The organism is Mycobacterium sp. 1245805.9 (assembly GCF_001672915.1).
In the GTDB taxonomy this organism is placed as follows: Bacteria; Actinomycetota; Actinomycetes; order Mycobacteriales; family Mycobacteriaceae; genus Mycobacterium.
This window is the reverse complement of record NZ_LZKR01000094.1, coordinates 26,463-48,307: the sequence shown is the minus strand read 5'-3', so window position 1 is coordinate 48,307 and position 21,845 is coordinate 26,463. Positions and strand designations below refer to the sequence as shown.

Below are 21,845 nucleotides of genomic sequence, written 5' to 3'. Positions count from 1 at the left end.
CTATTGCGCCACGGCGCGGTTCTCGTAGGCCGCGGTCAGCCAGAACACGGCGCGCTCGATCCCGGGCACGATCTCGGTCACCTCGATCTCGCCCTGCGCAAAGCGACCGAGGAAGCCGAAGACGACGCCCGTCAGGATCAGCTCGAGATCTTTCGCGTACTCCGAATCCACCTGGGCCGTAATCGATTTGGCGACCGGAACGACCGCGTCCACGCCGCGCTGGATCAGTCTTTCCCCACCCGGGCCAGATCGTGCGCGAAAGTACGACCGCAGCATCGTGGGGTGCTTTTCCCACGGCTCGAAGATCGTCCGCATCACCTGCATGAGGTCGGAGTACAGCGAGCCGCGGCCCTCGCCGCCGACCGGTGCCGGCAGGTTGGCATAGCGATTGGTGTCCATCCACCATTCGAGCGCGGCGACGATGAGCTCGTCGCGGGTGGCGTACCGCTTGTAGATCGTGGCGAGGGATACCCTCGCGCGCCGGGCCACCTCGCGCAGCTGCACGGCCTCGTAGCCCTGCGTGTCCAGCAGCTCGACCACGATCTCGATGATCGGATCCGGCGCGCGACCCCCTTCTGCAACCACGGTAACCATGTTACTGTACGCACCGAGTAACCACGTTACCGAGGGGCAGAAATCATGGGCCAACTGGAAGGCAAGGTCGCCTTCATCACCGGCGTCGCTCGCGGTCAGGGCCGCAGCCACGCGATTCGCCTGGCGCGCGACGGGGCCAACATCGTCGGCGTCGACATCTGCGACGACATTCCCGCGAACGGCTACCCGATGGCCAGCCGCGCCGAGCTCGACGAAACGGTGGCCCTGGTCGAGGCGGAGGGCGCCAAGATGCTCGGCCTGGTGGCCGACGTCCGCGACTTCCATCAGGTCAAGTCGGCGGTGGACGCCGGCGTCGAGCAGTTCGGTCGCCTCGACATCGTGCTCGCCAACGCGGGGATCGCGCCGGTGGCCTTCCGCGAGCTCACCATCGAGGAGGAGCTGGAGCAGTGGAAGGCGGCCACCGCGGTCAACCTCGACGGCGCCTATCACACCGCGTGGGCGGCGATTCCGCACCTGCTCGCCGGCAATCGCGGCGGGGCGATCATCTTCACCAGTTCCACGGCCGGGCTGAAAGGCTTCGGCGGCCTGCAAGGCGGCGGCCTGGGCTACGCGGCGTCCAAACACGGCATCGTCGGGCTGATGCGGACGCTCGCCAATGCGCTTGCGCCGCTGAACATTCGAGTCAACACCGTGCACCCGACAGCGGTCAACACCATGATGGCGGTCAATCCCGCCATGACCGAATTCCTGGAGAACTACCCGGACGGCGGCCCGCACCTGCAGAACCCGATGCCGGTCGGCCTGCTCGAGCCCGAGGACATCAGCGCCGCCATCGCCTACCTGGTCTCCGACGAGGCCAAGTACGTCACCGGGGTGACGTTCCCGGTCGACGCCGGATTCTGCAACAAGCTATGACCGCCATCGGACGAGTCGCGGGCAAGCGGGTGCTGGTAACCGGCGCCGCGCGGGGTATGGGGCGCAGCCACGCCGTGCGACTGGCCGAGGAGGGGGCCGACCTCATCCTGGTCGACATCTGTGCCTCGCTGCCGGAGCTCGAGTATCCCCTCGCCTCGCGCGCGGACCTCGAGGAGACCGCGCGGCTGGTCGAAAAGCACGACCGCCGCGCGGTCATCCATGTGGTCGACATCCGCGACGCCGCGGCCCTGGCGTCGGCGGTCGACGACGGCGTCGCCGAACTGGGCGGCCTGGCCGCCGCCGTGGCCAACGCCGGGGTACTGACCGTCGGCACCTGGGACACCACGACGCCGGAGCAGTGGCGCACCGTCGTCGACGTCAACCTCATCGGCACCTGGAACACCTGCGCCGCGGCCCTCCCCCATCTGGTCGACCGGGGCGGCAGCCTGATCCTGGTCAGTTCGTCGGCGGGGCTGAAGGGCACCCCGCTGCACCTTCCCTACACGGCGTCCAAGCACGGCGTCGTCGGATTGAGCCGCGCGCTGGCCAACGAGCTTGCCGCGCAGAACATTCGCGTCAACACCGTGCATCCGACCGGCGTGGAGACGGGCATGCGCCCGGAGTCCATGCACGCGCTACTCGCCGAACAGCGACCCGACCTGATTCCCATCTTCCTCAACGCCCTGCCCACCGTGATGGCCGAGGCGATCGACATCAGCAACGCGGTGCTGTTTCTGGTGTCGGACGAATCCCGGTTCGTCACCGGGCTGGAGCTCAAGGTGGACGCCGGCGTCACCCTGCGCTAGCCGTCCAACGTTCAACGCAGAGAGCAGGTTTCACGATGGAACGTTCGCAACGCGGGCTGCGCCAGTTCGCCGAGGTGATGACGGTGCCTGCGCCTGAGGATCCGATCCCCACGACGACCAGCGCCCTGATCGAGTTCGTCTTCGCCGAAGTTTGGTCGCGGCCGATCCTGAGCCGCAGGGACCGGCGGTTCGTCACCCTGGCCTGCGTCGCGGCCGCCGACGCCGAAGCACCCTTGCGGGACCACGTGTACGCGGCCCTCAACAGTGGCGACGTGAGCATTACCGAGATGCGCGAAACCGTGCTGCATTTCGCGGTATACGGCGGGTGGCCCAAGGCGTCCCGATTCAACATGGCCGTCGACGAGCAGTGGGAACGGATCCACCGCGAGCGCGGCCTAGCCGTGCCGCCCCCCGAGCCGCTGCTGCCGCTGCCGACACCGAGCGACCCGGAGAGCCGGCTGGCGACCGGGGAGGAATGCTTCAAGTCGGTCAATTGCATTCCGTTCGTGCCGATCCGGGACAACCCCTACTCCGGGGCGGGGATTTTGAACTTCGTGTTCGGCGAGATGTGGCTGCGGCCCGGGCTGGGAATCAAGGAGCGGCGCCTGGTGACGGTGGCCTGTGTGGCCATCCAGGACGCGCCCATCCCGATCCTGAGCCACGTCTACGCCGCGCTGAAGAGCCGCGACATCTCGTTCGACGAGATGGACGAACTGGCCCTGCATTTCGCCGCCTACTACGGCTGGCCGAAGGCCTCCCACCTGAGCCAGGTGATCGGCGAGCAGAAGCAGCGCGTCTCGGCGGAATGGCATGCGGAAGCGACCGCGACGTGAACACGTCGCTGTCCGGAGCACTGCTGATCGGCGGCGACCGCGTCACCCGGTCGTCCGGCGGGGTCCACCCGCACATCTACCCGGCCACCGGCCGGCCCAACGCGAGCGTGCAGCTGGCCGGCGCCGCCGAGATCGACGAGGCCGTCGCCCCCGCGTGGGCGGCCCACCGAGAATGGATGTCGCTCACCGCCGATCGCCGTCGGGATAGGTTGATCGACCTGGTCGACGCGGTGCGCGACGACCTCGACGAGCTGGCCCGGCTCAACGTGCACGACTACGCCGTCCCAATCTCGTTCGCCGGCAACGCGATTCTGCTCGAACGATTTCTGCGCCACTTCGCGGGCTACGTGGACAAACCGCACGGTCTCAGCACGCCAGTGGCCGAATCGTTCGACGTCAACCTCGTCGAACGCCAGCCGTACGGCGTCGTCGGCGTCCTCACGCCGTGGAACGGCGCGCTGGTGGTGATCGCGTCGTGCGTCGCCCCGGCGCTGGCGGCCGGCAACGCCGTCGTGCTCAAGCCGTCGGAGGTGGCGCCGTTCGCCGCCTTGCGGTTCGGCGAGCTGTGTGTGGCGGCGGGCCTACCGGCCGGGCTCGTCAACGTGGTGCCCGCCGGGCCCGAAGGTGGTGAAGCGCTGGTCCGCCACCCGGGCGTCCGCAAGGTGCACTTCACCGGCGGCGCGGCGACCGCCCGCAAGGTCCTCGAGGCGGCGGCGACAAACCTGACACCGGTGGTCGCCGAGCTCGGCGGCAAGTCGGCGATGATCGTCTTCGACGACGCCGACCTGGACGCGGCGGCCATGCTGTCGGCCCATCAGGGCCCGCTGATCCAGTCGGGACAGAGCTGCGCCTGCGCCAGCCGGATCCTGGTGCACGAATCCGTTTACGGCGCGTTCGCCGAACGCTTCGTCGGCGTCGTCAAGAGCGCCAAGGCAGGTGACCCGTTCGACCCCGCCGTGGTGTTCGGGCCCGTCATCAGCCAGGCCGCCGCCGATCGCATCATCGCGGAGATCGACGGCGCGGTCGCCGACAAAGCGGGCGAATTGCTCACCGGGGGAACCAGATTGGGCGGCCAGCTGGCCGCGGGGTACTACATCGAGCCGACCGTTTTCGGCGGCGTGGACAACGCGTCCACGCTGGCCCAGACGGAGACCTTCGGTCCGGTGGTGTCCCTGATGAAGTTCGGCAGCGAAGCAGAAGCGGTGCGCATCGCCAACGACACACCGTACGGCCTGAACGCCTTCGTGCAGACGCGCGACCTCTCCCGCGCGCACCGGATCGCGCGCCGGCTCGAGGCGGGCTCGGTGTGGGTCAACACGTTCAGCGACATCTCGCCGCAGGGACCGTACGGCGGTTTCAAGCAAAGCGGATTCGGGCGCACCGGTGGACTGGACGGCCTCTACGAATTCCTGCAAGTCAAGAACATTCGAATCGGCATGGGCTGAAGCGTTTAGAGTTCCAGGATGGCCGGAGACGTCGCGGTGATCGGGGCGGGACCGGGCGGGCTCATCGCGGCGCGTTGGCTGCTGTCGCAGGGGTTCGAGCCCACGATCTTCGAGCGCTCACCCGTGCTCGGCGGTCAGTGGGCGGGCCTGGACGGCCGAAGCGGCGTGTGGCCCAGCATGCACACGAACAGCAGCCGCGTGCTGACGGCCTTCAGCGACCTCGAGCACGGGACCGGCCTGGTCTATCCGTCCAACCGCGACATTCTCGACTATTTGCGCCGCTACGCCGAACGGTTCCGGCTCGTCGAGCGCATTCAGTTCGGGACTTCCGTCGGGCTCGTCACGCGCGACGGTGCCCGCTGGCTGGTGCGTCACGGCGGCGGGGAAGAAAGCTTCGAGCGGGTGGTGGTGGCGACGGGCAGGTTCCATGCCGCCGCCATTCCCCCGGTGCCCGGGCTCGAGACCTTCGCCGGCTCGGCGGGGGCGAAGCCGACGTACGCCTATCGGGGGCCCGACCCCTATCAGGGCAAGCGCGTCCTGGTGGCGGGCTGCGCGATCAGCGCGCTCGAGATCGCGGCCGATCTCGCCCAACTCGGTGCGGAGCGCATCGTGGTGACCCAGCGGCGCCAGCGGTACGTCCTGCCCAAGTTCGCCGCCGGCGTACCTTCCGATCACCGGGTCTACACGCGATACGGAACGCTGGCCGCCGAGACGCTGCAACCGGCCGAGATCGACCGGCAACTGAAGGAACTAGTGGTCGCAGCGGCAGGAAGCCCCGAGCAGTACGGCGCGCCGGCGCCAGACCCTTCCGTCTCCGTGGCCGGCCTCACCCTCAACCAGCACTACCTGCCGCTGGTGGCAGAGGGCCGGATCACGGTGCGGCCGTGGATGGAGTCGGTGGCGGGCACCACGGTGGCGTTCGCCGACGGCCGCGCCGAGGAATTCGACGGGATCGTGTTCGGCACCGGGTTCGAGCTTTCGTTGCCGTTCCTCGACGACGACATCCGGCGGGTCCTCGATCTCGACTCGGTGCACATGGACGCCGACCGCTACACCTTCCACCCCGACCTTCCCGGACTGGCCTTCATGGGCATGTGGGATCAGTCGGGCGGATACTTTGTGCCGCTTGAACTTCAAGCCAGGTGGATCGCGTATGCATGGGGCGGCACCATCCCGTCGCCGACCGAGACCGACCAACGATCGGCGATCAAGGCCTATCGCTCGCTGCGCGGCACCTCGCAGAAGACGCGGATGAACCTGGTCGCCGTGACCTTCGCGCGGGCCGCCGGGGTCGAGCCGAACCCGGATGCCTGGCCGCAGCTACGGCGCGCCCTGCTGTTCGGCCCCCTGGCACCGAGTTGTTTCCGGCTCGACGGCCCGGACGCGTTGCCCGACGCGGCGACCCGGTTCGCGCGCGACGCCGCGACCTTCGGTGGGATCACGTCCAACGAGCTGACCGAGCGCGAAAGAAGCTATTGGTCGCTGCTGGAGGCGGCGTCGGCCGCGGCCGGTTAGTTCGCCCGCCCCGCAAGGGTTTACGCCAGTTGCGCGAACTCGGCCTGCAGCTCATCCAAACGGCGCAGCGTCTCGTCGCGAGGCTCGGTGGGCAACTCCACCAGAGCCTGCTCCACGCCGAGCGCGAGGTAGCCTTCGAGCTCCTTCGCCGAGTGTTCGCCCAAGTGCGAGCCGATCACCGGCACGTCGTGGTCGGCGACGGCGCGCAGTTCCTCGAGCTGACCGGACAGGGCTTCCGCCGACGGGCTCATGGCGAGCCAGCCGGCGTTGAGGCGGGCGATTCGCTTGAAGCTCGCCGGCCCGCCACCGAGATACAGCGGCGGATATGGCTTCGTCAGGGGTTTCGGCCAGCTGTAGATCGGGTCGAAGTTCACGAAGTCGCCGTGAAATTCGGCTTTCTCCTGCGTCCAGATCTCGATCATCGCGCGCAGCCGCTCGTCGACCACGCGACCGCGCACTCCCGGGTCGACGCCATGGTTGGCGATCTCTTCGCGTAGCCAGCCCACGCCGACGCCGAAGCGGAATCGCCCCTGCGACACCAGATCGAGCGAGACCACCTCCTTGGCCGTCAGGATCGGGTCTCGCTGCGGGACCAACGCGATCCCCGTGCCCACCACGAGCTGCTGGGTCGCGACGGCCGCCGCGGTCAACGCCACGAACGGATCGAACGTCCGGTAGTACTTCCGCGGAATCGGCCCGCCCATCGGATACGGCGTCTTTGCGTCGACCGGGATGTGTGAGTGCTCGGCCAGGAACAGTGAGCCAAACCCGCGCTCCTCGAGCGCCTGGCCCAACTCGACCGGGCCGATGCCTTCGTCGGTAATGAACGTCAGGACGCCGATCCTCATGCTTGCTCCCCTCGTCGCCTGACGACATTACGACGGGTCGCGCCCCAAAGCCCCACCCCGATACCGACGACGGCGCCGCCGAGGCCGATAACCCGCTGCGACGGCTTCAACTCGTCATGCACGCTTATCCCGCCGAGCAGGTCGGCCGCGTCGGCGCCGCCCGAGGCGAGGAACCAGCCGCGGGTGTCCTTGCCGCGCAGCGCGGCCGCGGCGAGCAGCCCTCCGATCAAGGCATCGCGATAGCCCATGGAACGCAGCAGCAGTCGCGCCGTCGGCGTCGGCTCCTCCGGATCGCCCCACAGCCGGTTCGCCCGGAGCGGGTCGACGAGGAAGGAGATGCCCGACGCCAGTCGGATGCTGCCCGCGAGAAGCGCGGCCCGGTCAATCGCCATGGCCCGCAGCCTAGAGCCATTCGCTGACGTTCACGAGCATGACCCCGCAGGCGTTAGTGAACTGGAGTTCACCGAAATCGTCGTTTTCAGGTGGAAGCTTCACGCAGGGCGCGGCGTAAGAAAATTGCGGTACGGTCACCCATCCCAGCAAACCTGTTCATATGAAACACAATTGCCGTCTGTCCGGATGCCGTCCGCGAGCGATCTCAACAAAACATCCCAGACCAGCAACAAGCAGTCAACAATGATCTTGAAACGAAACAATTGTGCATTTGTCTAATAGACATCCGGCCAACATTCGATCAAAACTCGTCCGACACGGGGTTTCCGAAAGCGGATGTACGCGACCGATCAGCGGATTATTTTTACAAACTATGACGGGACAGGGGGATCCGCGGGCGCGTCCGCAGCAATATGCCGGCCACACGGTCACGCCACGACGCAAGAAGCTTGCGCCCGACCCCGACGTGCGCCGCGCGATCGTCGATGCCGCCGCGAAATCGGTTCGCGAGCAGGGGGTTCGAGGACTCAGCGTCGCCACGGTGCTCGAACGCGCGCAGCTGAGCACCCGCGCCTTCTACCGGCATTTCGAGTCGAAGGACCAACTGGTGGCGGCGGTCTTCCTGGAGATGACGCGCAGCGAGGTGACGCGGCTGCGGCACAAGATGTCGGAAGCCACCGACCCGATCGAGGCGGTGGCCGCATGGATCGACGGGCGGCTCGACCTCGCCTTCGACGAGGACATCCGGGCGGAGCTGCGACAGGTGTCGCTGGAGGCCCAATCGAAAGTGTTCTCCACTCCCGAGATGGTCACGCCCGCCTACGGCGCGATCCTCGAGCCGCTCATCGAGCAGCTCCAGCGGGGCCTGGACCTCGGCGTGTTCAAGGACATCGTCCCTACGGTCGCGGCCAAGTCGATACACGGCGTCGTGTGGGCCGGCACGCAGCGGCAGTGGGCGACGAACCATTGGGACCGCGACGACGTCCGTGACCGAGCGGTGCGGTTCTGCCTGCGTGGGCTGGGCGTCGCGCCGCACACCATCGAACAAGTCACGGCCGCCGGCTAGCCGGACATTTCGAAAACGTAAATTTTCAATCGGCGGGCATTTCGAGGTTTTCGCTGGCAATTGGGCGGGGTACCTACGCACCTATGAAACGTCTGTATAACCGGGCAACCCTCTGCTGACACCATGACTACCTCCTTGACGCAACGACGGAACAAGCTCGCCCCCGACCCGGACGTGCGGTGCGCCATCCTGGACGCCGCGTCTCAGTCGATGCACGACCACGGTGTCCGGGGGCTTAGCGTCGCTGCCGTGCTGGAACGCGCGCAGTTGAGTACCCGCGCGTTCTACCGGCATTTCGACTCGAAGGATCAGCTGGTCGCGGAGGTCTTTCTGGAGCTGGCCCGGATGGAGACCCAACGGTTGCGGGGCAAGATGGCGAACACCGCCAACCCGGTCGAAGCGGTCGTCGCCTGGGTGGACGGACGACTCGAACTCGCCTTCGGGGACAACGCCGAATCGGGCGCGCGTCGGCTTTCGCTGGAGGCTCATTCGAAAGCGTTCTCCTCGCCGGAGATGGCGGCCCCGGCCTACGGCGCGATACTCGAGCCGCTCATCGAGCAGCTCGAACGCGGGCTCGAACTTGGCGTGTTCGAAGACATCGTTCCGGCGACCGCGGCGAAATCGATCCACGGCGTCGTGTGGGCGGGCACCCAGCGGCAGTGGGCGACCCATCGTTGGGACCGCGCCGTGGTGCGCGAACGCGCGCTGCGGTTCTGCCTGCGCGGACTCGGCGTCGCGCCCCACACGATCGAACGGGTCACCGGGGAAGACGCGGCGGCGGGCTAGCGGCGAGGCCGGTTACTTGGCCGGGCACGCATCGGCGATTTGGATCGAGGCCGGCCACAACGCCGCCGTCAAGCCGAACGCCGCGATGTCGGGGGCCGTCGGGAACACGTTTTCCAGCCGCGCCTGGATTCGCTGCGTCTGCTCGGTGTGCAGGACCGCCCACACGAAGCCGATGGTCAGGTAGGGGATCGCGAGCCAGAGCGCCAGCTCGATCAGCGCTCCGACGCTGACCTCGTACCGCAGCAGGCGCCGAAGCACATCCATCGCGCGGTCGATCCGGCCTCCGGAAACACCCCGGCCGCCCGTGTCGGCGCGGTGGTCAGGCGACGCTGACATAGCGCGAGGTTCTCACAATCGCTCGGCGATGGCTACCATGGCCGTCATGGCCGAGCCGTCTCCGGCTGCCGACGATACGTTCGGGCTCAACCGCGCCGAGACGGTTGCCGTACCCAATCACGCAGCTTCGGATGAAGCCGACCGCACGTCGGCGCGCGACTACAACGACGTCCCCGATGAACCACCGGAAGACCGCCAATCATGGAGCGCCACTTGGCGTAAGGCCGGCGCGCTGCTGATGGGCGGTCTGGGGTTGGCCGGCGCGATCGTCCTGGTGTTCTGGGTGTTCAGCCCGTCCTCGAAGGCTCCGCAACCGGCCGCCCCCACGCCCGGATCGACCGCACCCGCGGCGCCGCCTCCGGCGGCCGGGCCGTCGTCCATCGTGTCCACGCCCGACCAGGACAACAAGTACGTGCAGGACCTGAACGATCACGGCATCTCGTTCGCCAACCCCGAGGCCGCCATTCACAACGGCAAGGTGGTGTGCGACGACATCCGCCAGGGATTGACGGTGCCGCAGATCGTCGGGTCGTTTCGGACGAGCAACCCCGGGCTCGACGCCGATACGTATGTGACGATCTCCGTGCACGCGTACTGCCCACAGAACGCCAACCTGGTTGGCCCGGCGTCCTAGCGCGGTCTGTACGGACCGAGACCGCCGTGACAGACTTCGACATCGGCCATGGACGTGTCGTTGAACTCCGGAGCGCAGACGGTGCGATATTGATTGGACTTGGGGTTGCCTGGGGAGCCCAGGCGAGGGGTCGGCGTGATCCAGGAAGCGCGAGCGCCCTTGGCGACCACCCGGCAGTCAGAGGAGGCCGCGCATGACGGGCAGCCAAACCAGGCGGACGCCGGTTGGGGTCCTCATCGGAGGGGCGGCTCTCGCCGTCGCCGCCCTCGCGGGTCTCATCTCGGTGGGCGTCTACCTGTCACGGGATAAGACGGCGATGTCGCCGGGGCCGCAAACGGTAACGATCAGCGCGTCGGGCGCGGCCAACTCCCCGGCCGACGGGGCGGACGCTCAATTCATGTCCACGCTGGACAGTTACGGCATCACCGACAGCGGCAAGGCGGCCATGCGTCAGCGGTTCATGGAGCTCGGCCACCACACCTGCTTCCTGATGTTGCCGCCGCGCCCAGAGCCCATCGAGTCGACGGTGAACAACATCCTGGAGGCACAGAACCAGGACAAAGCCGCCGGTAATCCATGGCCGAAGCGGTTCAGTCATGACGACGCCCTGCATTTGGCGCAGGCCGCCGTCTTTGCGTACTGCCCGAGTACGGCGAAGTAGAGCGCTGGGCCATGGTCGACCGCCGCCAGCTGCTCCGGCTGGCGGGCGGCGTCGGCTTGTCGCTGCTCGGCGCGGGTGCGGCACAAATGGACATTGCCGCAGCGGCCCCAGCCGCTACGTCGGCGCAGTTGCTCTGCCGGGACGCCTGGGGCGCGCGGCCGGCCCGCTCCGGCGGGAAGCCCCACACCATCACCCGAATGACCCTGCACCACGAGGCGGTGGTCCTCGGCGAAAACCGCAATGCCCCAAGCCATTTGCGCCAGGACCAGCGGTACCACCAAGACGAGAAGGGCTGGATCGACATCGCGTACCACGTCGGCGTCGACCGCAACGGCAACATTTACGAACTGCGAAGCACCGAATTCGCGGGCGACACCGCGACGGACTACAACACGACCGGCCATTTCCTCGTCCTCTGCGAGGGTGACTTCGACCAAGAGGCCGTGTCCGAGGCCCAGCTACAGGGAGCCGCGCTCGCGTTCGCCTGGGCCGCCCAGAACTTTCGGGTAGCGAGCAGCACATTGGCGGGCCATCGCGACCTGGCCTCGACGTCCTGCCCGGGCGCGAACCTCTATGCCCATCTCTCGTCGGGTGACCTCAAGCGCCGCATCGACGATCTGCTGGCGGGCGCCCCGGTGGACCTCCAGCGCTTTTGCGGACCGGACGCCGCCGCGAGAGTCGCGGCCATCGAGGCGGGGAACTGACCAGGTTCACACGTCGTAATAGAGGGCGAACTCGTACGGGGTCACCCGGAGGTTGAACGGCGCTATCTCGTAGTCGCGCTTGTAGTTGATCCACGTCTCGATCAGGTCGGGCGTGAAAACACCGCCCTCAGTGAGGTATTCGCTGTCCTCCTCCAGCCGGTCGATCACGGCGGACAGCTGGGTGGGCGCCTGCACGATTTCGGCGGCCTCCTCGGGCGGCAGCTCATAGAGGTCCTTGTCGACCGGTGGTGGCGGCTCGATCTTGTTCTTGATGCCGTCCAGGCCCGCCATCAGCATGGCCGAGAACGCCAGGTACGGGTTGCCCGACGAGTCCGGGCAACGGAACTCGAGGCGCTTGGCCTTCGGGTTGTTGCCGGTGATCGGGATTCGAACACATGCCGAGCGGTTGCGCTGGCTGTACACCAGGTTGATCGGGGCCTCATAACCCGGCACCAGCCGCTTGTAGGAGTTCACCGTCGGGTTGGTGAAGGCCAGTAATGACGGAGCGTGGTACAGCAAGCCGCCGATGTAGTGCCGTGCGGTGTCCGACAGGCCGGCGTAGCCCTCCTCGTCGTACATCAGCGGGACCCCGTCCTTCCACAGCGACTGGTGGCAGTGCATGCCGGAGCCGTTGTCGCCGAACAGCGGCTTGGGCATGAACGTCACGGTCTTGCCGGCCTGCCATGCCGTCTGCTTGACGATGTACTTGTACATCTGAAGGTCGTCGGCCGCGTGCAGCAGCGTGTTGAACTTGTAGTTGATCTCGGTCTGGCCACCGCCGCCCACTTCGTGGTGACCCTTCTCCAAGAAGAAGCCGGCGTTGGTCAGATTGGTGAGAATCTTGTCGCGCAGGTCGACGTAGTGGTCGGTGGGGGCGACCGGGAAGTAGCCGCCCTTGGGCCGGACCTTGTAGCCGCGGTTGGGGCTCCCGTCGGACTCCGTATCTTCCCCGGTGTTCCACCACCCCGATGTCGCGTCCACCTTGTAGAACGAGCCGTTGATGGCCGAGTCGAACTTCACCGAGTCGAAGATGTAGAACTCGGCCTCGGGGCCGAAGTAGGCGGTGTCCGCGATGCCGGAGCTGATCAGGTAGTTCTCGGCCTTGCGGGCGACGTTGCGCGGGTCGCGTGAGTACAACTCGAGGGTGAACGGGTCGTGCACGAAGAAGTTCACGTTCAGCGTCTTGGCTTCGCGGAACGGGTCGACGGTCGCGGTTTCCGGGTCGGGAAGCAGCAACATGTCGGACTCGTGGATCGACTGGAAACCGCGAATCGACGAGCCGTCGAAGGCCAGGCCTTCCTCGAACACGTTCTCGTCGAACACGTAAATCGGAATCGTGAAGTGCTGCATGGTGCCCGGCAGGTCACAGAAGCGGACGTCGACGTACTCGATCTTCTCGTCCTTGACCAGTTTGAAGATGTCGTCGGGCGTGTGTTCGGACACGGAATGCTCCTTCGCTTAACGGGGCGCCCGGCGGACCGCGCCAGCGTTTTGTACACCCCGACTATTTCGTCGGCGTGACAAGCCCGAGTCGAACCTGTTGCACCGCAGGACTTTCTGTATCCGCGCTCCTCCGGTGGCATGACCCGGCACAGTGGCCGATAGTCATAGGAACGAAAAACGAAAGGCCGAACCATGAAGACGATGTCGTCGGTCCCCGGGCTCCGGCCACAAATCGGCCATCTTGACGGGCGCATGGAGCAACCCGTTTCCCACCCTGCGCGCGAGATCATGCATCGCGAAATCATCGTCGCCGGTGACGACGCTCTGTCGAGAACCATCGCCGAGGAGCTGCGGGGCGCCGGCGCGCGGATCATCAAGATCAACACCGCTGCCGACCTTCTCGGCGCCGGGGTGCATCGAGCACGCGCGGTCGTCTGCGCCGGTCCCAATGATGCCGTGAATCTCGAAATCGCTTTACTTGCACGGCAATACAGCCCGGACGTTCGCGTGGTGGCCCGGCTGGCCAATGACGTGCTGCGCGAAGCGGTGTCGACGGTCAACGGCCCCGGCGCGATCTTGGACGTCGCCGAGCTCGCGACGCCATCCCTCGTCGAGGCGGTTCTGTCGCGTAATGCGCACCAGTTCGACACGGCCGGTATCGAATTCGTTGTCTGGGGAGCCGAGGCACCGCACGACGGCACCCTGCGCGAGCTCTACGGCGACCTCGCGCCGGTGGCGGTGGTCCACGGCAAGAAGTCACCCGCCCCCGGCGAGGTGGTGCCCTGCCCGGGACGGGATCAGCGGGTCTACGCCGGCGACTGGACGTCGATGATCGGCGTCAAAGACGAATTGGAAGCCCGTGGGATCAAGGTGCCCTCCGCGACAGCGACGCGCTCTCGCCACTCCCGGGCGCGGCGCATAATCGATGCCACGCGCGCCATGCGCGACGACATCAACCCAATGCTTTATCCCTCGTTGGGATTCGCGCTATTCCTCACGCTCGGTTCGACAGCGGTGGTGCACTTCAGCTATCGGAACCCGCGGATGTCGTGGGTCGACGCCCTGTACTTCACCTCCGAGACGATCACCACCGTGGGCTATGGCGAGTTCAACTTCACCCAACAATCCGTTTGGCTGCGACTGTTCGCGGTCGGGTTGATGTTCAGCGGCGCGATCGTCACCGCCATTCTCGTCGCGTTCCTGGCGGACCTGCTGCTGTCGCGCCGCTTCGTCCAGTTGGCCGGACTCCGGCGGGCCCGGCAAATGCGCGACCACGTCGTCGTCATCGGCCTCGGCTCCGTCGGGATCCGCGTCGTCAGCGACCTGGCCGCGGCCGGCTATGACGTCCTGGTCATCGAGAAGGACGAGAACAACCGCTTCCTGCCGACCGCGGCGGAACTCGACGTCCCGGTGATCTTCGGAGATCCGGCGATGCGCCAGACGCTGGAATCGGCGCGCGTCGACCGCGCCCGTGGGGTGGCGGTGGTGACCAGCGACGACATGGAGAACATCGAGACCGGGATCGTGCTGCTCGAGATCCTCGGATCCGACACCAAGACGCCCATCGTCATGCGGGTTCAAGGCCGCGCCCTGGGTACCGCGGTGAATCAGCGGTTCGGCTTCGAAAACGTGCGGTCGATCGTCGACCTGGCCGCGCCCTGGTTCATCGGCGCAGCGATGGGGCTGCAGGTGTTGGGGACGTTCTGGGTGGGACAGCGCTCGTTCATGGTGGGCGGGATGCTCGTGGCGGAGGGCAGCGAGCTGGACGGGCTGACGATGATGCACATGTCCACGCAAACCCGCGTGATCGCGATCATCCGCCCGGAAGGGCCGATCAGACTGCGGCCCCGCCGCGACGCCCGACTGCAAGCGGGCGACACCGTCTACCTGATCGGCCCGTACCGCGAGCTGATCGCGACGCTGCGCAAGGGCCAGCCGCCGCCGCTGACCGCGATCAACGGCGGGAGCGCGGCGACACTGGCCGCGGCGCGTTCGCCGCACAGCCGAGAAGCTCGCCGGCCGAGGTGGGCGCAAGAGACAGAGGTTTGACGAACTGGTTCCGCTAATCTGACGACTCGTCGCCGTCCTCGGAGTCGTCGGCCTTGTCGGAGTCCTCGGCCTTGTCGGAATCCTCGGACTTGTCGGAGTCCTCGGACTTGTCGGAGTCCTCGGATTTGTCCGAGTCCTCGGATTTGTCGGAATCCTCGGACTTGTCCGAGTCCTCCGACTTATCGGAGTCGTCGGATTTGTCGGAGTCCTTGGACTTGTCGACCTTGTCTGCGTATTTCGTCAACAGCCCACTTAATTCGCGGGCCTCGTCGGCCGCCAACAAGTCGTCGAATAACCGCTCGTCGCTCTCAGAGACGCGCTGGAGGTAGACCGCGTCGTCCTTGGTGCCGACGTCCCATCGGCCCCCTTCGTGACCAGCCATCCGATGCCACCTTCCGATTACTGACGTGATTGGCAAATCTGATGGCGTTTGTTTACCCACTTCTGCTGCAGCGCAACGGTAGCGTTGCACGGACTTGTCCGGGGTAGCGGTGAGGACTCATTTCGATTGACGCCCTTCAAGCGGCCATGGGCCGTGCTGGCGGAAGTGCTCGCGGCCGGTGTCGTGCTGGTGCAATGCGCCGCCGCGCCCCCGCCGCATGCGGCCACAGCATCTCCGTCGGTGTCAGCCGCCGCGTCGTCGTCACCCGCCGCCCCGCCGTCGGCGAGCGCGCCACCAACATCCGCAGGTGCGACGGTGGAGCCGGTCACTGCCGCGGAACTCGGTACGACCTGGCGGCCGGGTTGTCCCGTCGAACCCGAGCAGCTGCGCCGGGTCGGCGTCGACTACGTCGGGTTCGACGGCCAGACCCACCGCGGCCAGCTCGTCGTGCATGAAGACCTGGCGGCGGACGTCGTCGCGATCTTCGGGCAGCTCTTCCGGCTGGGCTACCCGATCGAAAAAATGCAGACGGTCGACCACTATGCGGACGCCGACGACGAATTGTCGATGGAGGACAACAACACGTCGGCCTTCAACTGCCGACTGATCCCCGGAACCGATCAGTGGTCGCCACACGCTTACGGGCGCGCCATCGATATCAACACGCTGGTCAACCCGTGCCTCTACGCCAGCGGGTATTTCGAACCCCGGAACGCGGCGGCTTACCTGGACCGCACCCGCACCGACCCGGGACTCCTACACGTCGGCGACCCGGCGGTGCACGCCTTCACGGACCGGGGTTGGCGGTGGGGTGGCGAGTGGACGGCCCCCCTGGACTATCAGCACTTCGAGCGGACCTAGAGGTCCCTTAAAGACCCAACGCGCGCGCGGCCGCCGTCGCCACTTCGCCGCGCACATCCGAGATCGGTTCACTGCCCCGCGTGTGGATCGAGTTGGTGAGCAGAACCACGTAGGTATCGGACCGCGGGTCGAGCCAGAGTGAGGTTCCGGTGAAACCGGTGTGGCCGAAGCTGCCGATCGGGAAGATCATGCCTCGCGGCATGGAAAGGGGGGTATCGATGTCCCAGCCAAAGCCGCGCAGATTTTGCCCCGCGATCGCCGGATAGTGCGCGGCGAGCAGCGGATATGTGGGGCTTCGCCTCATTGCGATGGCTTGGCGGGCGGCATCGTTGGCCGCCTGGAGCTGCTGGGCCGTGTGGCCGGGCTGCTGGGGAGTGGTCATCAGCTCCAAAGTCGTTTGCGCCAAGGGAAATTCGCTCGGGCGGCCGGCAAGCCGATCGAGCAGCGACTGCGCGTAAATGCCCACATCGTGCGCCGTCGAGAACACGCCGGCATGCCCGGCCACACCCCCCATGCGCCGCGCCGTGGTGTCCTGCACGGTGCCCCGAAGCAGGTAGTCGAGATCGGGATTCTTGCCCGGATCGGCCCGGCCCTCTTCGTCACGCGCCGTTGGCGCGATGCGCGGCAAGAGATCCGTGCTCCACGTGCCCGCGGGACATCCGTTCCCGGTTGACGGGCCAGCCCAACCGATCGCGGCTCCCCGGACCGTGTGCGGGCCGCAGGCTTTGTCCGCGGGGAGGTAGCGGGTGTCTTGCATGCCGAGCGGTGCGAGCACATGTTCGGCGACGTAATCGTCTTCCGCCTCGCCGGTGATTTTCTCGATCAGCGCACCGAGCAGGATGAAGTTGATGTCGGAGTAGCGGAAAACCCCGCCGGGATCCGACTCCAGCGGCGTCGTGAGCGCACGATGGATGCCTTCCGCTTTGTCCGCTCCGTCCAGCCCCCATGGATCTTTGAGTTCGACGTCGCCCGTCTCGCCTGAAGTGTGCGTCAGCAACATGCGAACGGTCACCTTTGCGCGCCGTGGGTCGTCCACTGTGTTGAACTCAGGCAGGTACTGCTGCACCGGGTCGTCGAACTGAACCTTGCCCTGTTCGTATAGCTGCATGACGGCCGGCGCCGTCGCGAGGATCTTCGTCAGGGACGCCATGTCGAAGAGCGTGTCCTCGGTCATCGGCTCGGCCGGTGCGGGCGATCCGTCCAGCCCGGGTTCACCGGCGAGCTTGCGCGAGCCATACGCCTGGTGGAAGACGATCTGTCCGGCATGTCCGATCACGACCACGGCACCGGGCATCCGGTTCGCCGCAATCGCATCGTTGATCAGCTTGGACACCGTCGCGAAATCGGGCGCGGGAGCCGCGTCGGGCGGCTTGGAAACGGTTGGGACGTTGGGCGCGGGAACCGCGGCGGGCACCGGCGTTGGAATCGGCGTTGGCGTCGGTTGCGAACTGTCGACTACAGCCGTCTGCGATATATGGGCATGCGAGCAGCCCGCCACGAGCACGACGGCTCCGACGGCGATGGCCCTTCGCATGCGCTTCATGATGATCCCGCCATGATGCTGGGTCCGGCGGCACGGCTTGTCAAGGAGCGCGGCCTGGGCCAGATGGTCGGTGGCGCCGGGGATTTCATTGCGGTACCTGCCCATTGAGCGCGTCCCGCACGCGTCCGCGGGCGCGGTCCAGCCGCAGGGCGGCCTCGGCCGCGTCGACGCCAGCGAGCAGCGCGACAATCGCCGTCTTGGCGTGACCGCCCGCGCCGGCGAGAGCCGCGACCGCAGACTCTTCGTCGACCCCGGCCGCGTCGCGGACGATCCGCACGGCGCGGCGACGCAACTTGGCGCTGGTGGCGCGGACATCGACCATCCGCGGTCCGTAGGCTTTGCCGAGCGCGATCATGACGCTGGTTGACAGCGCGTTGAGCACCACCTTCTGTGCCGTCCCCGCGGTCAGCCGGGTCGAGCCGGCGAGCACCTCCGGCCCGGTCAGCAGCTCGATCACCACGTCGGCAGACGCCTCGCTGCCCGGGTTGTTGACGATCGCGACCGTCAGCGCTCCCGCCGCGCGGGCATGCTCGAGCGCCCCGAGCACGTACGGCGTTCGGCCCGACGCCGTGACCCCGACCAGCGCGTCGGCGGCGGTGAGATCGGCGAGGTCGGCCGGGTCGAACGCGTCCTCCGCGCCCTCGATCGCCTCGGTCAACGCCGCGCTCCCGCCGGCGATGACGCCACGAACGAGGTCGGTGCCGAACGTCGGCCCGCACTCAGCCGCGTCCAGCACTCCCAGACGGCCGGGCGTCCCGGCGCCGGCATAGATCAGGCGGCCTCCCCGCTCGAGCCGCGCGACGATGGCCTCGGCCGCGGCCACGATCCGCGGAACCGCCGCCGCAACCGCTCCATGCGCCTCGCCCTCCGCGGCGACGAGCAGCGCCACGACCTCGCCGACCGGCCGCAGGTCGAGGTCGTCGAGGCCGGGACGGACGGCCTCGGTGGCGAGGGCGTCGAGGCCCTGCCGGACGGCCGCCTGCACGCGGATCACGTGCGGCTCGTGAATCGCGCCGAGTCGCAGCGCGCCGTCGAGCGCGTCGCCGGCGGCCGGGATCAAGTCGAGCTGTTTGCGCAGCGCCTCCATCCCGGCCAGGCCGCCGACCATCGCGACCGGCCCATCCCCGGCCGCGCGGGCGGTCGCGGCGAGTGCCTCGGCGGCGGCGCCGACGATCGCCGACGCCACCGGGTCGTCGTCCGCGGCGAGGACGGCGGGCGCGAACGACGCGACCGCCGCCGCGTCCGTGAGCTGCGCCGGCCAGGATTCCGGCGCCCCGAACCGGGCGCGGGCCGCGTCGAGCAGGGCGGTGGACGGGCCGCGGCCGTCGTGGGCGCGCAGCGCCGCGCGCAGGCCCGCGGCTCCGATCCACGCGCCACCGCCCTCGTCGCCCAGCCACGGGCCCCAGCCGTCGGCGGTTCGCAGCGCGCCGTCCGCATCGATGGCCAGCGCCACGACCCCGGTGCCGGCGATCAGCACGACGCCCGGCTTCCCGTCCAGCGCCCCCGCGTGCGCGATCACGCTGTCACCTGTCACGGCGACCCGCTCGGCCCGCAGCGACGTCAGCAGCGCGTCGGCCAGCGCGCGCGCCGCGTCCGGCGCGTTCAGAGCGCCGGCGGCCCCCACGATCACCTCGTCGACGCGGCCGAAATCTCGCGCGACGGCCACGATCGCCGCCTCCGCGGCCCGCACGCCGCCGGGCGCCGCGAGCCCCGGCGCGCCTGGCCCCTCGGCCCGCCGGCCGCCCCCGGACGCCCGACACCGCGTCTTGCCCAGGTCGATGGCGAGGATCATTGGACCCATATTTGCATGAGGGCGCCGGTCCGAACCCGCCGCTTTCGCCAATTGTTCGCGCCGCAAATCACCAGCAAGAGCCGTACGATTTGCCTTTGTGGCGAGTGAGTTGCCGAAGGAGCTGCTCGAAGAGACCCAGAGCGCAATCAACCATGTCGTCAGGCTTCAGTTGTCCCCCTCTCAGTGGTCGGTCGTTGACGCTCGCTTCCACGAGATCGACTGGGCAACCAAACATGACGACACCGCCGCACTGACGGAAGCGCTCAATTACCTCGCCGATCTGGCGGGATCGGACGGAGAGTCCGCGGTAAGAGCGGCGCCCCCACTTGGGGCACCCCCACTTCGGGCTGAGCTCTCGCGCGGCAATGCCCCGCGTGTCGCACGGTTTTCTCCAGCCATACTTCTGAGCGCTGTCGCGGCGGTGGTAGTGGGCCTGCTCGGCGTCTTCGCAGTCGGGACCAGCCTTTTAAAACGTTCGGTTGCAACGACACCGGCGCCCCCTTCGCCCGCACCCCCGGGGCCGGCCACGTCACTCCATGCGGGGTTGATCGGATTGGTGCTCGGAGGCGTACTGCTCGCGATTATTGGTGCGGCGCTCATCGCGGTAACGATCCGAAGGCGGCAGTCGCGGATCAGCGGTGCGCCCGCCGAGCGGCCTGCGATGCCGGTGGGTGTTCTCGACGCAGCTGTCGACATCGAAGTCCCGCCCCCGCAGGAGATACGCGAGTTCGCCAATCGCTTGGTGGACACGCTTTCTGCCCGCGGCGGCTTCCGCTCCGCGGAAGGTTGATCTCGTGACGATCAGCATCCGCGGTCACGCACTTCACGTTTTCGTATTCGTGCCGCTTTTACCTGGCGTGGGTAGTCTCGACAGGGCCCTGCGGAAGACTTGGATGGCGGCATCGAAGATCGGGATCACCGAGCCCCTCGCCGATCATGACGTCCCCATCGAGCCGCCAGACGAGCTGCCCATCGACGACGTGTGGTTCCGCGTGCTGGCGGGCAAAACCGATGCCGACGCGCAAAACGCCGCATTCGTATTTACTGCGCATGACGTTGCGGCGGTTGCCATCAGGCTGCGCGCGCCGACGACCGACGTCGAAGACGCATGGACCAACTTGTCGACAGCGTGGCGCGATGCCACCGGCGGCGATCAGCTCATCGGCGCGTTGGGCGCAGTGCACCTATTCACCGGCGTCGGCGACCAACCGGCCACCGTGTTGGCGGCGAGAGCCGGCGGCACTGTCCGCAAGTTGCAGGCCGACCACGCAGGCTCAGGACTTGAATTGTCTGCTGTTGTCGAGCCGGGAATTGCGCTGTGGGACCGAGAGTCGTCGTGGGGGCGTTCAGTCGTCGCGCTGACTGACGACTCCAACGCCACCGTGTTGAGCGAATGGTGTTGGCTGACAGGCGAGAACGACGACGCCGGACCCTTGGTGCGCTACTTCGTGCATGCGAGCAAGCTTCGCTTTGAGGTCAACGTGTTTCAGCGGGGCATCTCGGAATTGCGCGAACAAGAACGCAGACTCGACGATGACCTCGCCGAAATGTTTGCGCTTCATCAACAATTCGAGACGGAGGCCGCATCCGCGAGTGAGTTGATCGACGCGCAGAGCCGGCTGGGTCGCGCTCAGGGCGAGGCCGCGGGCCTTCTGATCTCGATCACACGTCTGCGAGATCTGCATCAGACCGTCGAGATCGCCGCCCACAATCTGCGCGAATATCAGCCGACCGACGTTGACACAGCCCTGTCAAACACTTCGCCATTCGCCCGCGAGCTGGGCCTGGCGGACTGGCTTCTCCATCGAGTTGATCACGAGATCGCGTATCTGGAGTCGTGCCGCGAACGCGTGGCCGAGGCGCAAAAGCTCACCGACCTTCGCCTGCAACAAATTTCAGCTGCGCACGGACGAACGGCGAACTTGCTCGCCGTGCTGCAGACGAGCCTTCTTGGCGCGCTACTGGGTGCGTTCAGCGTGTCGAACACGCTTGGCGGCAAGTTCGACGTGCCCACATCCGTGCGGGCGGCGGTTATGGCGCTGGTCGCCTCGATCGCGCTACTGTTGCCAACTTTGGCGCTTCGATGGGCGCATCGCTATGCCTGGCCCGAACTCCTCGCCGTTGCAGCGGTCGGCGGCGTCGTGGGCTGGCTATGCGCGGTGGTGGCGTCGAGCCAGGCACCGGTATGGATGATCGTGATATCTGCGGCCTTAGGTGCGACATCCTTGGCCGGCATCGCCCACCTCAAGAATGGGCGTCCTCGACGAGCCCGATGACG

The 21,845-nt window shown here is 67.3% G+C and carries 22 protein-coding genes and 1 pseudogene; 14 read left to right on the top strand and 9 right to left on the bottom strand.

The features are described 5' to 3' along the window. The gene (locus tag A9X00_RS13915; protein WP_067153971.1) at window positions 1-594 is read right to left on the bottom strand and encodes a TetR family transcriptional regulator; all 594 of its coding nucleotides are present in this window, start codon (window positions 592-594) and stop codon (window positions 1-3) included. Between the two features lie 45 nt (window positions 595-639). Here A9X00_RS13915 and A9X00_RS13910 point away from each other — a divergent pair, with 45 nt between their 5' ends. Genes A9X00_RS13910 through A9X00_RS13890 form a run of 5 tightly spaced genes read left to right on the top strand, consistent with a single transcriptional unit; the run spans window position 640 to window position 6,069 of the window. Next, complete coding sequence (locus A9X00_RS13910) at window positions 640-1,470, top strand: mycofactocin-coupled SDR family oxidoreductase (RefSeq protein ID WP_067153969.1); 831 nt, start codon at window positions 640-642, stop codon at window positions 1,468-1,470. Beyond that, complete coding sequence (locus tag A9X00_RS13905) at window positions 1,467-2,276, top strand: mycofactocin-coupled SDR family oxidoreductase (RefSeq protein WP_067153967.1); 810 nt, start codon at window positions 1,467-1,469, stop codon at window positions 2,274-2,276. The genes A9X00_RS13910 and A9X00_RS13905 overlap by 4 nt, the downstream gene beginning before the upstream one ends. 35 nt (window positions 2,277-2,311) lie before the next feature. Continuing rightward, window positions 2,312-3,109, top strand: coding sequence for a carboxymuconolactone decarboxylase family protein (locus A9X00_RS13900; protein ID WP_067153965.1), 798 nt, complete (start codon window positions 2,312-2,314; stop codon window positions 3,107-3,109). Next, window positions 3,106-4,554 (top strand): aldehyde dehydrogenase, encoded by a 1,449-nt coding sequence (locus tag A9X00_RS13895; RefSeq protein ID WP_232006812.1) that lies wholly within the window; start codon window positions 3,106-3,108, stop codon window positions 4,552-4,554. Before A9X00_RS13900 ends, A9X00_RS13895 begins: the two co-directional genes overlap by 4 nt. A gap of 18 nt (window positions 4,555-4,572) precedes the next feature. Then, complete coding sequence (locus A9X00_RS13890) at window positions 4,573-6,069, top strand: NAD(P)/FAD-dependent oxidoreductase (protein ID WP_067153959.1); 1,497 nt, start codon at window positions 4,573-4,575, stop codon at window positions 6,067-6,069. Between the two features lie 20 nt (window positions 6,070-6,089). On the opposite strand, the gene A9X00_RS13885 is transcribed toward A9X00_RS13890, so the two are convergent. Together A9X00_RS13885 and A9X00_RS13880 are read right to left on the bottom strand one after the other, a co-directional pair. Further along, entirely contained in the window at window positions 6,090-6,917 is an 828-nt protein-coding gene (locus A9X00_RS13885; RefSeq protein WP_067153957.1) for an LLM class F420-dependent oxidoreductase, read from the bottom strand. Next, the gene (locus A9X00_RS13880) at window positions 6,914-7,309 is read right to left on the bottom strand and encodes a DUF4267 domain-containing protein (RefSeq protein ID WP_067153954.1); all 396 of its coding nucleotides are present in this window, start codon (window positions 7,307-7,309) and stop codon (window positions 6,914-6,916) included. The genes A9X00_RS13885 and A9X00_RS13880 overlap by 4 nt, the downstream gene beginning before the upstream one ends. Window positions 7,310-7,683: 374 nt before the next feature. Here A9X00_RS13880 and A9X00_RS13875 point away from each other — a divergent pair, with 374 nt between their 5' ends. Both A9X00_RS13875 and A9X00_RS13870 read left to right on the top strand, forming a co-directional pair. Next, complete coding sequence (locus tag A9X00_RS13875) at window positions 7,684-8,376, top strand: TetR/AcrR family transcriptional regulator (RefSeq protein WP_082975212.1); 693 nt, start codon at window positions 7,684-7,686, stop codon at window positions 8,374-8,376. Between the two features lie 123 nt (window positions 8,377-8,499). Then, window positions 8,500-9,162, top strand: coding sequence for a TetR/AcrR family transcriptional regulator (locus tag A9X00_RS13870; RefSeq protein WP_067153952.1), 663 nt, complete (start codon window positions 8,500-8,502; stop codon window positions 9,160-9,162). A 12-nt stretch (window positions 9,163-9,174) separates the two neighbouring features. Here A9X00_RS13870 and A9X00_RS13865 read toward each other — a convergent pair whose 3' ends face one another. Continuing rightward, window positions 9,175-9,498: a hypothetical protein gene (locus A9X00_RS13865; protein ID WP_156772077.1), complete on the bottom strand. Its 324-nt coding sequence runs from the start codon at window positions 9,496-9,498 to the stop codon at window positions 9,175-9,177. A gap of 46 nt (window positions 9,499-9,544) precedes the next feature. Here A9X00_RS13865 and A9X00_RS13860 point away from each other — a divergent pair, with 46 nt between their 5' ends. The 3 genes from A9X00_RS13860 to A9X00_RS13850 all read left to right on the top strand — a co-directional run bounded on the left by A9X00_RS13860 (window position 9,545) and on the right by A9X00_RS13850 (window position 11,497). After that, window positions 9,545-10,132: a DUF732 domain-containing protein gene (locus A9X00_RS13860; RefSeq protein ID WP_232006811.1), complete on the top strand. Its 588-nt coding sequence runs from the start codon at window positions 9,545-9,547 to the stop codon at window positions 10,130-10,132. A gap of 193 nt (window positions 10,133-10,325) precedes the next feature. After that, a complete protein-coding gene (locus A9X00_RS13855) occupies window positions 10,326-10,793 on the top strand; it encodes a DUF732 domain-containing protein (RefSeq protein ID WP_067153942.1) in 468 nt (155 codons plus the stop codon). An 11-nt stretch (window positions 10,794-10,804) separates the two neighbouring features. Then, window positions 10,805-11,497, top strand: coding sequence for an N-acetylmuramoyl-L-alanine amidase (locus tag A9X00_RS13850; RefSeq protein WP_232006810.1), 693 nt, complete (start codon window positions 10,805-10,807; stop codon window positions 11,495-11,497). A 6-nt stretch (window positions 11,498-11,503) separates the two neighbouring features. On the opposite strand, the gene glnA is transcribed toward A9X00_RS13850, so the two are convergent. Beyond that, entirely contained in the window at window positions 11,504-12,940 is a 1,437-nt protein-coding gene (glnA, locus tag A9X00_RS13845; protein WP_067153939.1) for a type I glutamate--ammonia ligase, read from the bottom strand. 288 nt (window positions 12,941-13,228) lie between these two features. Between glnA and A9X00_RS13840 the strand changes: the two genes are divergently transcribed. Next, window positions 13,229-14,989, top strand: a complete 1,761-nt coding sequence (locus A9X00_RS13840; protein WP_082975215.1) for an NAD-binding protein — start codon at window positions 13,229-13,231, stop codon at window positions 14,987-14,989. A 13-nt stretch (window positions 14,990-15,002) separates the two neighbouring features. Here A9X00_RS13840 and A9X00_RS13835 read toward each other — a convergent pair whose 3' ends face one another. After that, complete coding sequence (locus A9X00_RS13835; RefSeq protein WP_067153936.1) at window positions 15,003-15,371, bottom strand: hypothetical protein; 369 nt, start codon at window positions 15,369-15,371, stop codon at window positions 15,003-15,005. Window positions 15,372-15,497: 126 nt separating this feature from the next. Between A9X00_RS13835 and A9X00_RS13830 the strand changes: the two genes are divergently transcribed. Further along, window positions 15,498-16,232: a M15 family metallopeptidase gene (locus A9X00_RS13830; protein ID WP_232006809.1), complete on the top strand. Its 735-nt coding sequence runs from the start codon at window positions 15,498-15,500 to the stop codon at window positions 16,230-16,232. Window positions 16,233-16,239: 7 nt separating this feature from the next. On the opposite strand, the gene A9X00_RS13825 is transcribed toward A9X00_RS13830, so the two are convergent. From A9X00_RS13825 to A9X00_RS32760, 3 genes and pseudogenes are all read right to left on the bottom strand, one after another. Further along, on the bottom strand, window positions 16,240-17,766 hold the full coding sequence (locus A9X00_RS13825) for a serine hydrolase (RefSeq protein WP_082975213.1): 1,527 nt from the start codon (window positions 17,764-17,766) through the stop codon (window positions 16,240-16,242). Between the two features lie 94 nt (window positions 17,767-17,860). Beyond that, window positions 17,861-18,760, bottom strand: coding sequence for an N-acetylmuramic acid 6-phosphate etherase (locus A9X00_RS32765; protein ID WP_369830749.1), 900 nt, complete (start codon window positions 18,758-18,760; stop codon window positions 17,861-17,863). 135 nt (window positions 18,761-18,895) lie between these two features. Beyond that, window positions 18,896-19,567: pseudogene (locus tag A9X00_RS32760) on the bottom strand (BadF/BadG/BcrA/BcrD ATPase family protein); the annotation flags it as partial. A 97-nt stretch (window positions 19,568-19,664) separates the two neighbouring features. Here A9X00_RS32760 and A9X00_RS13815 point away from each other — a divergent pair. Together A9X00_RS13815 and A9X00_RS13810 are read left to right on the top strand one after the other, a co-directional pair. After that, complete coding sequence (locus A9X00_RS13815; RefSeq protein WP_067153930.1) at window positions 19,665-20,357, top strand: hypothetical protein; 693 nt, start codon at window positions 19,665-19,667, stop codon at window positions 20,355-20,357. Window positions 20,358-20,361: 4 nt separating this feature from the next. Beyond that, entirely contained in the window at window positions 20,362-21,843 is a 1,482-nt protein-coding gene (locus tag A9X00_RS13810) for a CATRA conflict system CASPASE/TPR repeat-associated protein (protein ID WP_156772076.1), read from the top strand. The last annotated feature ends 2 nt before the right edge of the window (window positions 21,844-21,845 follow it).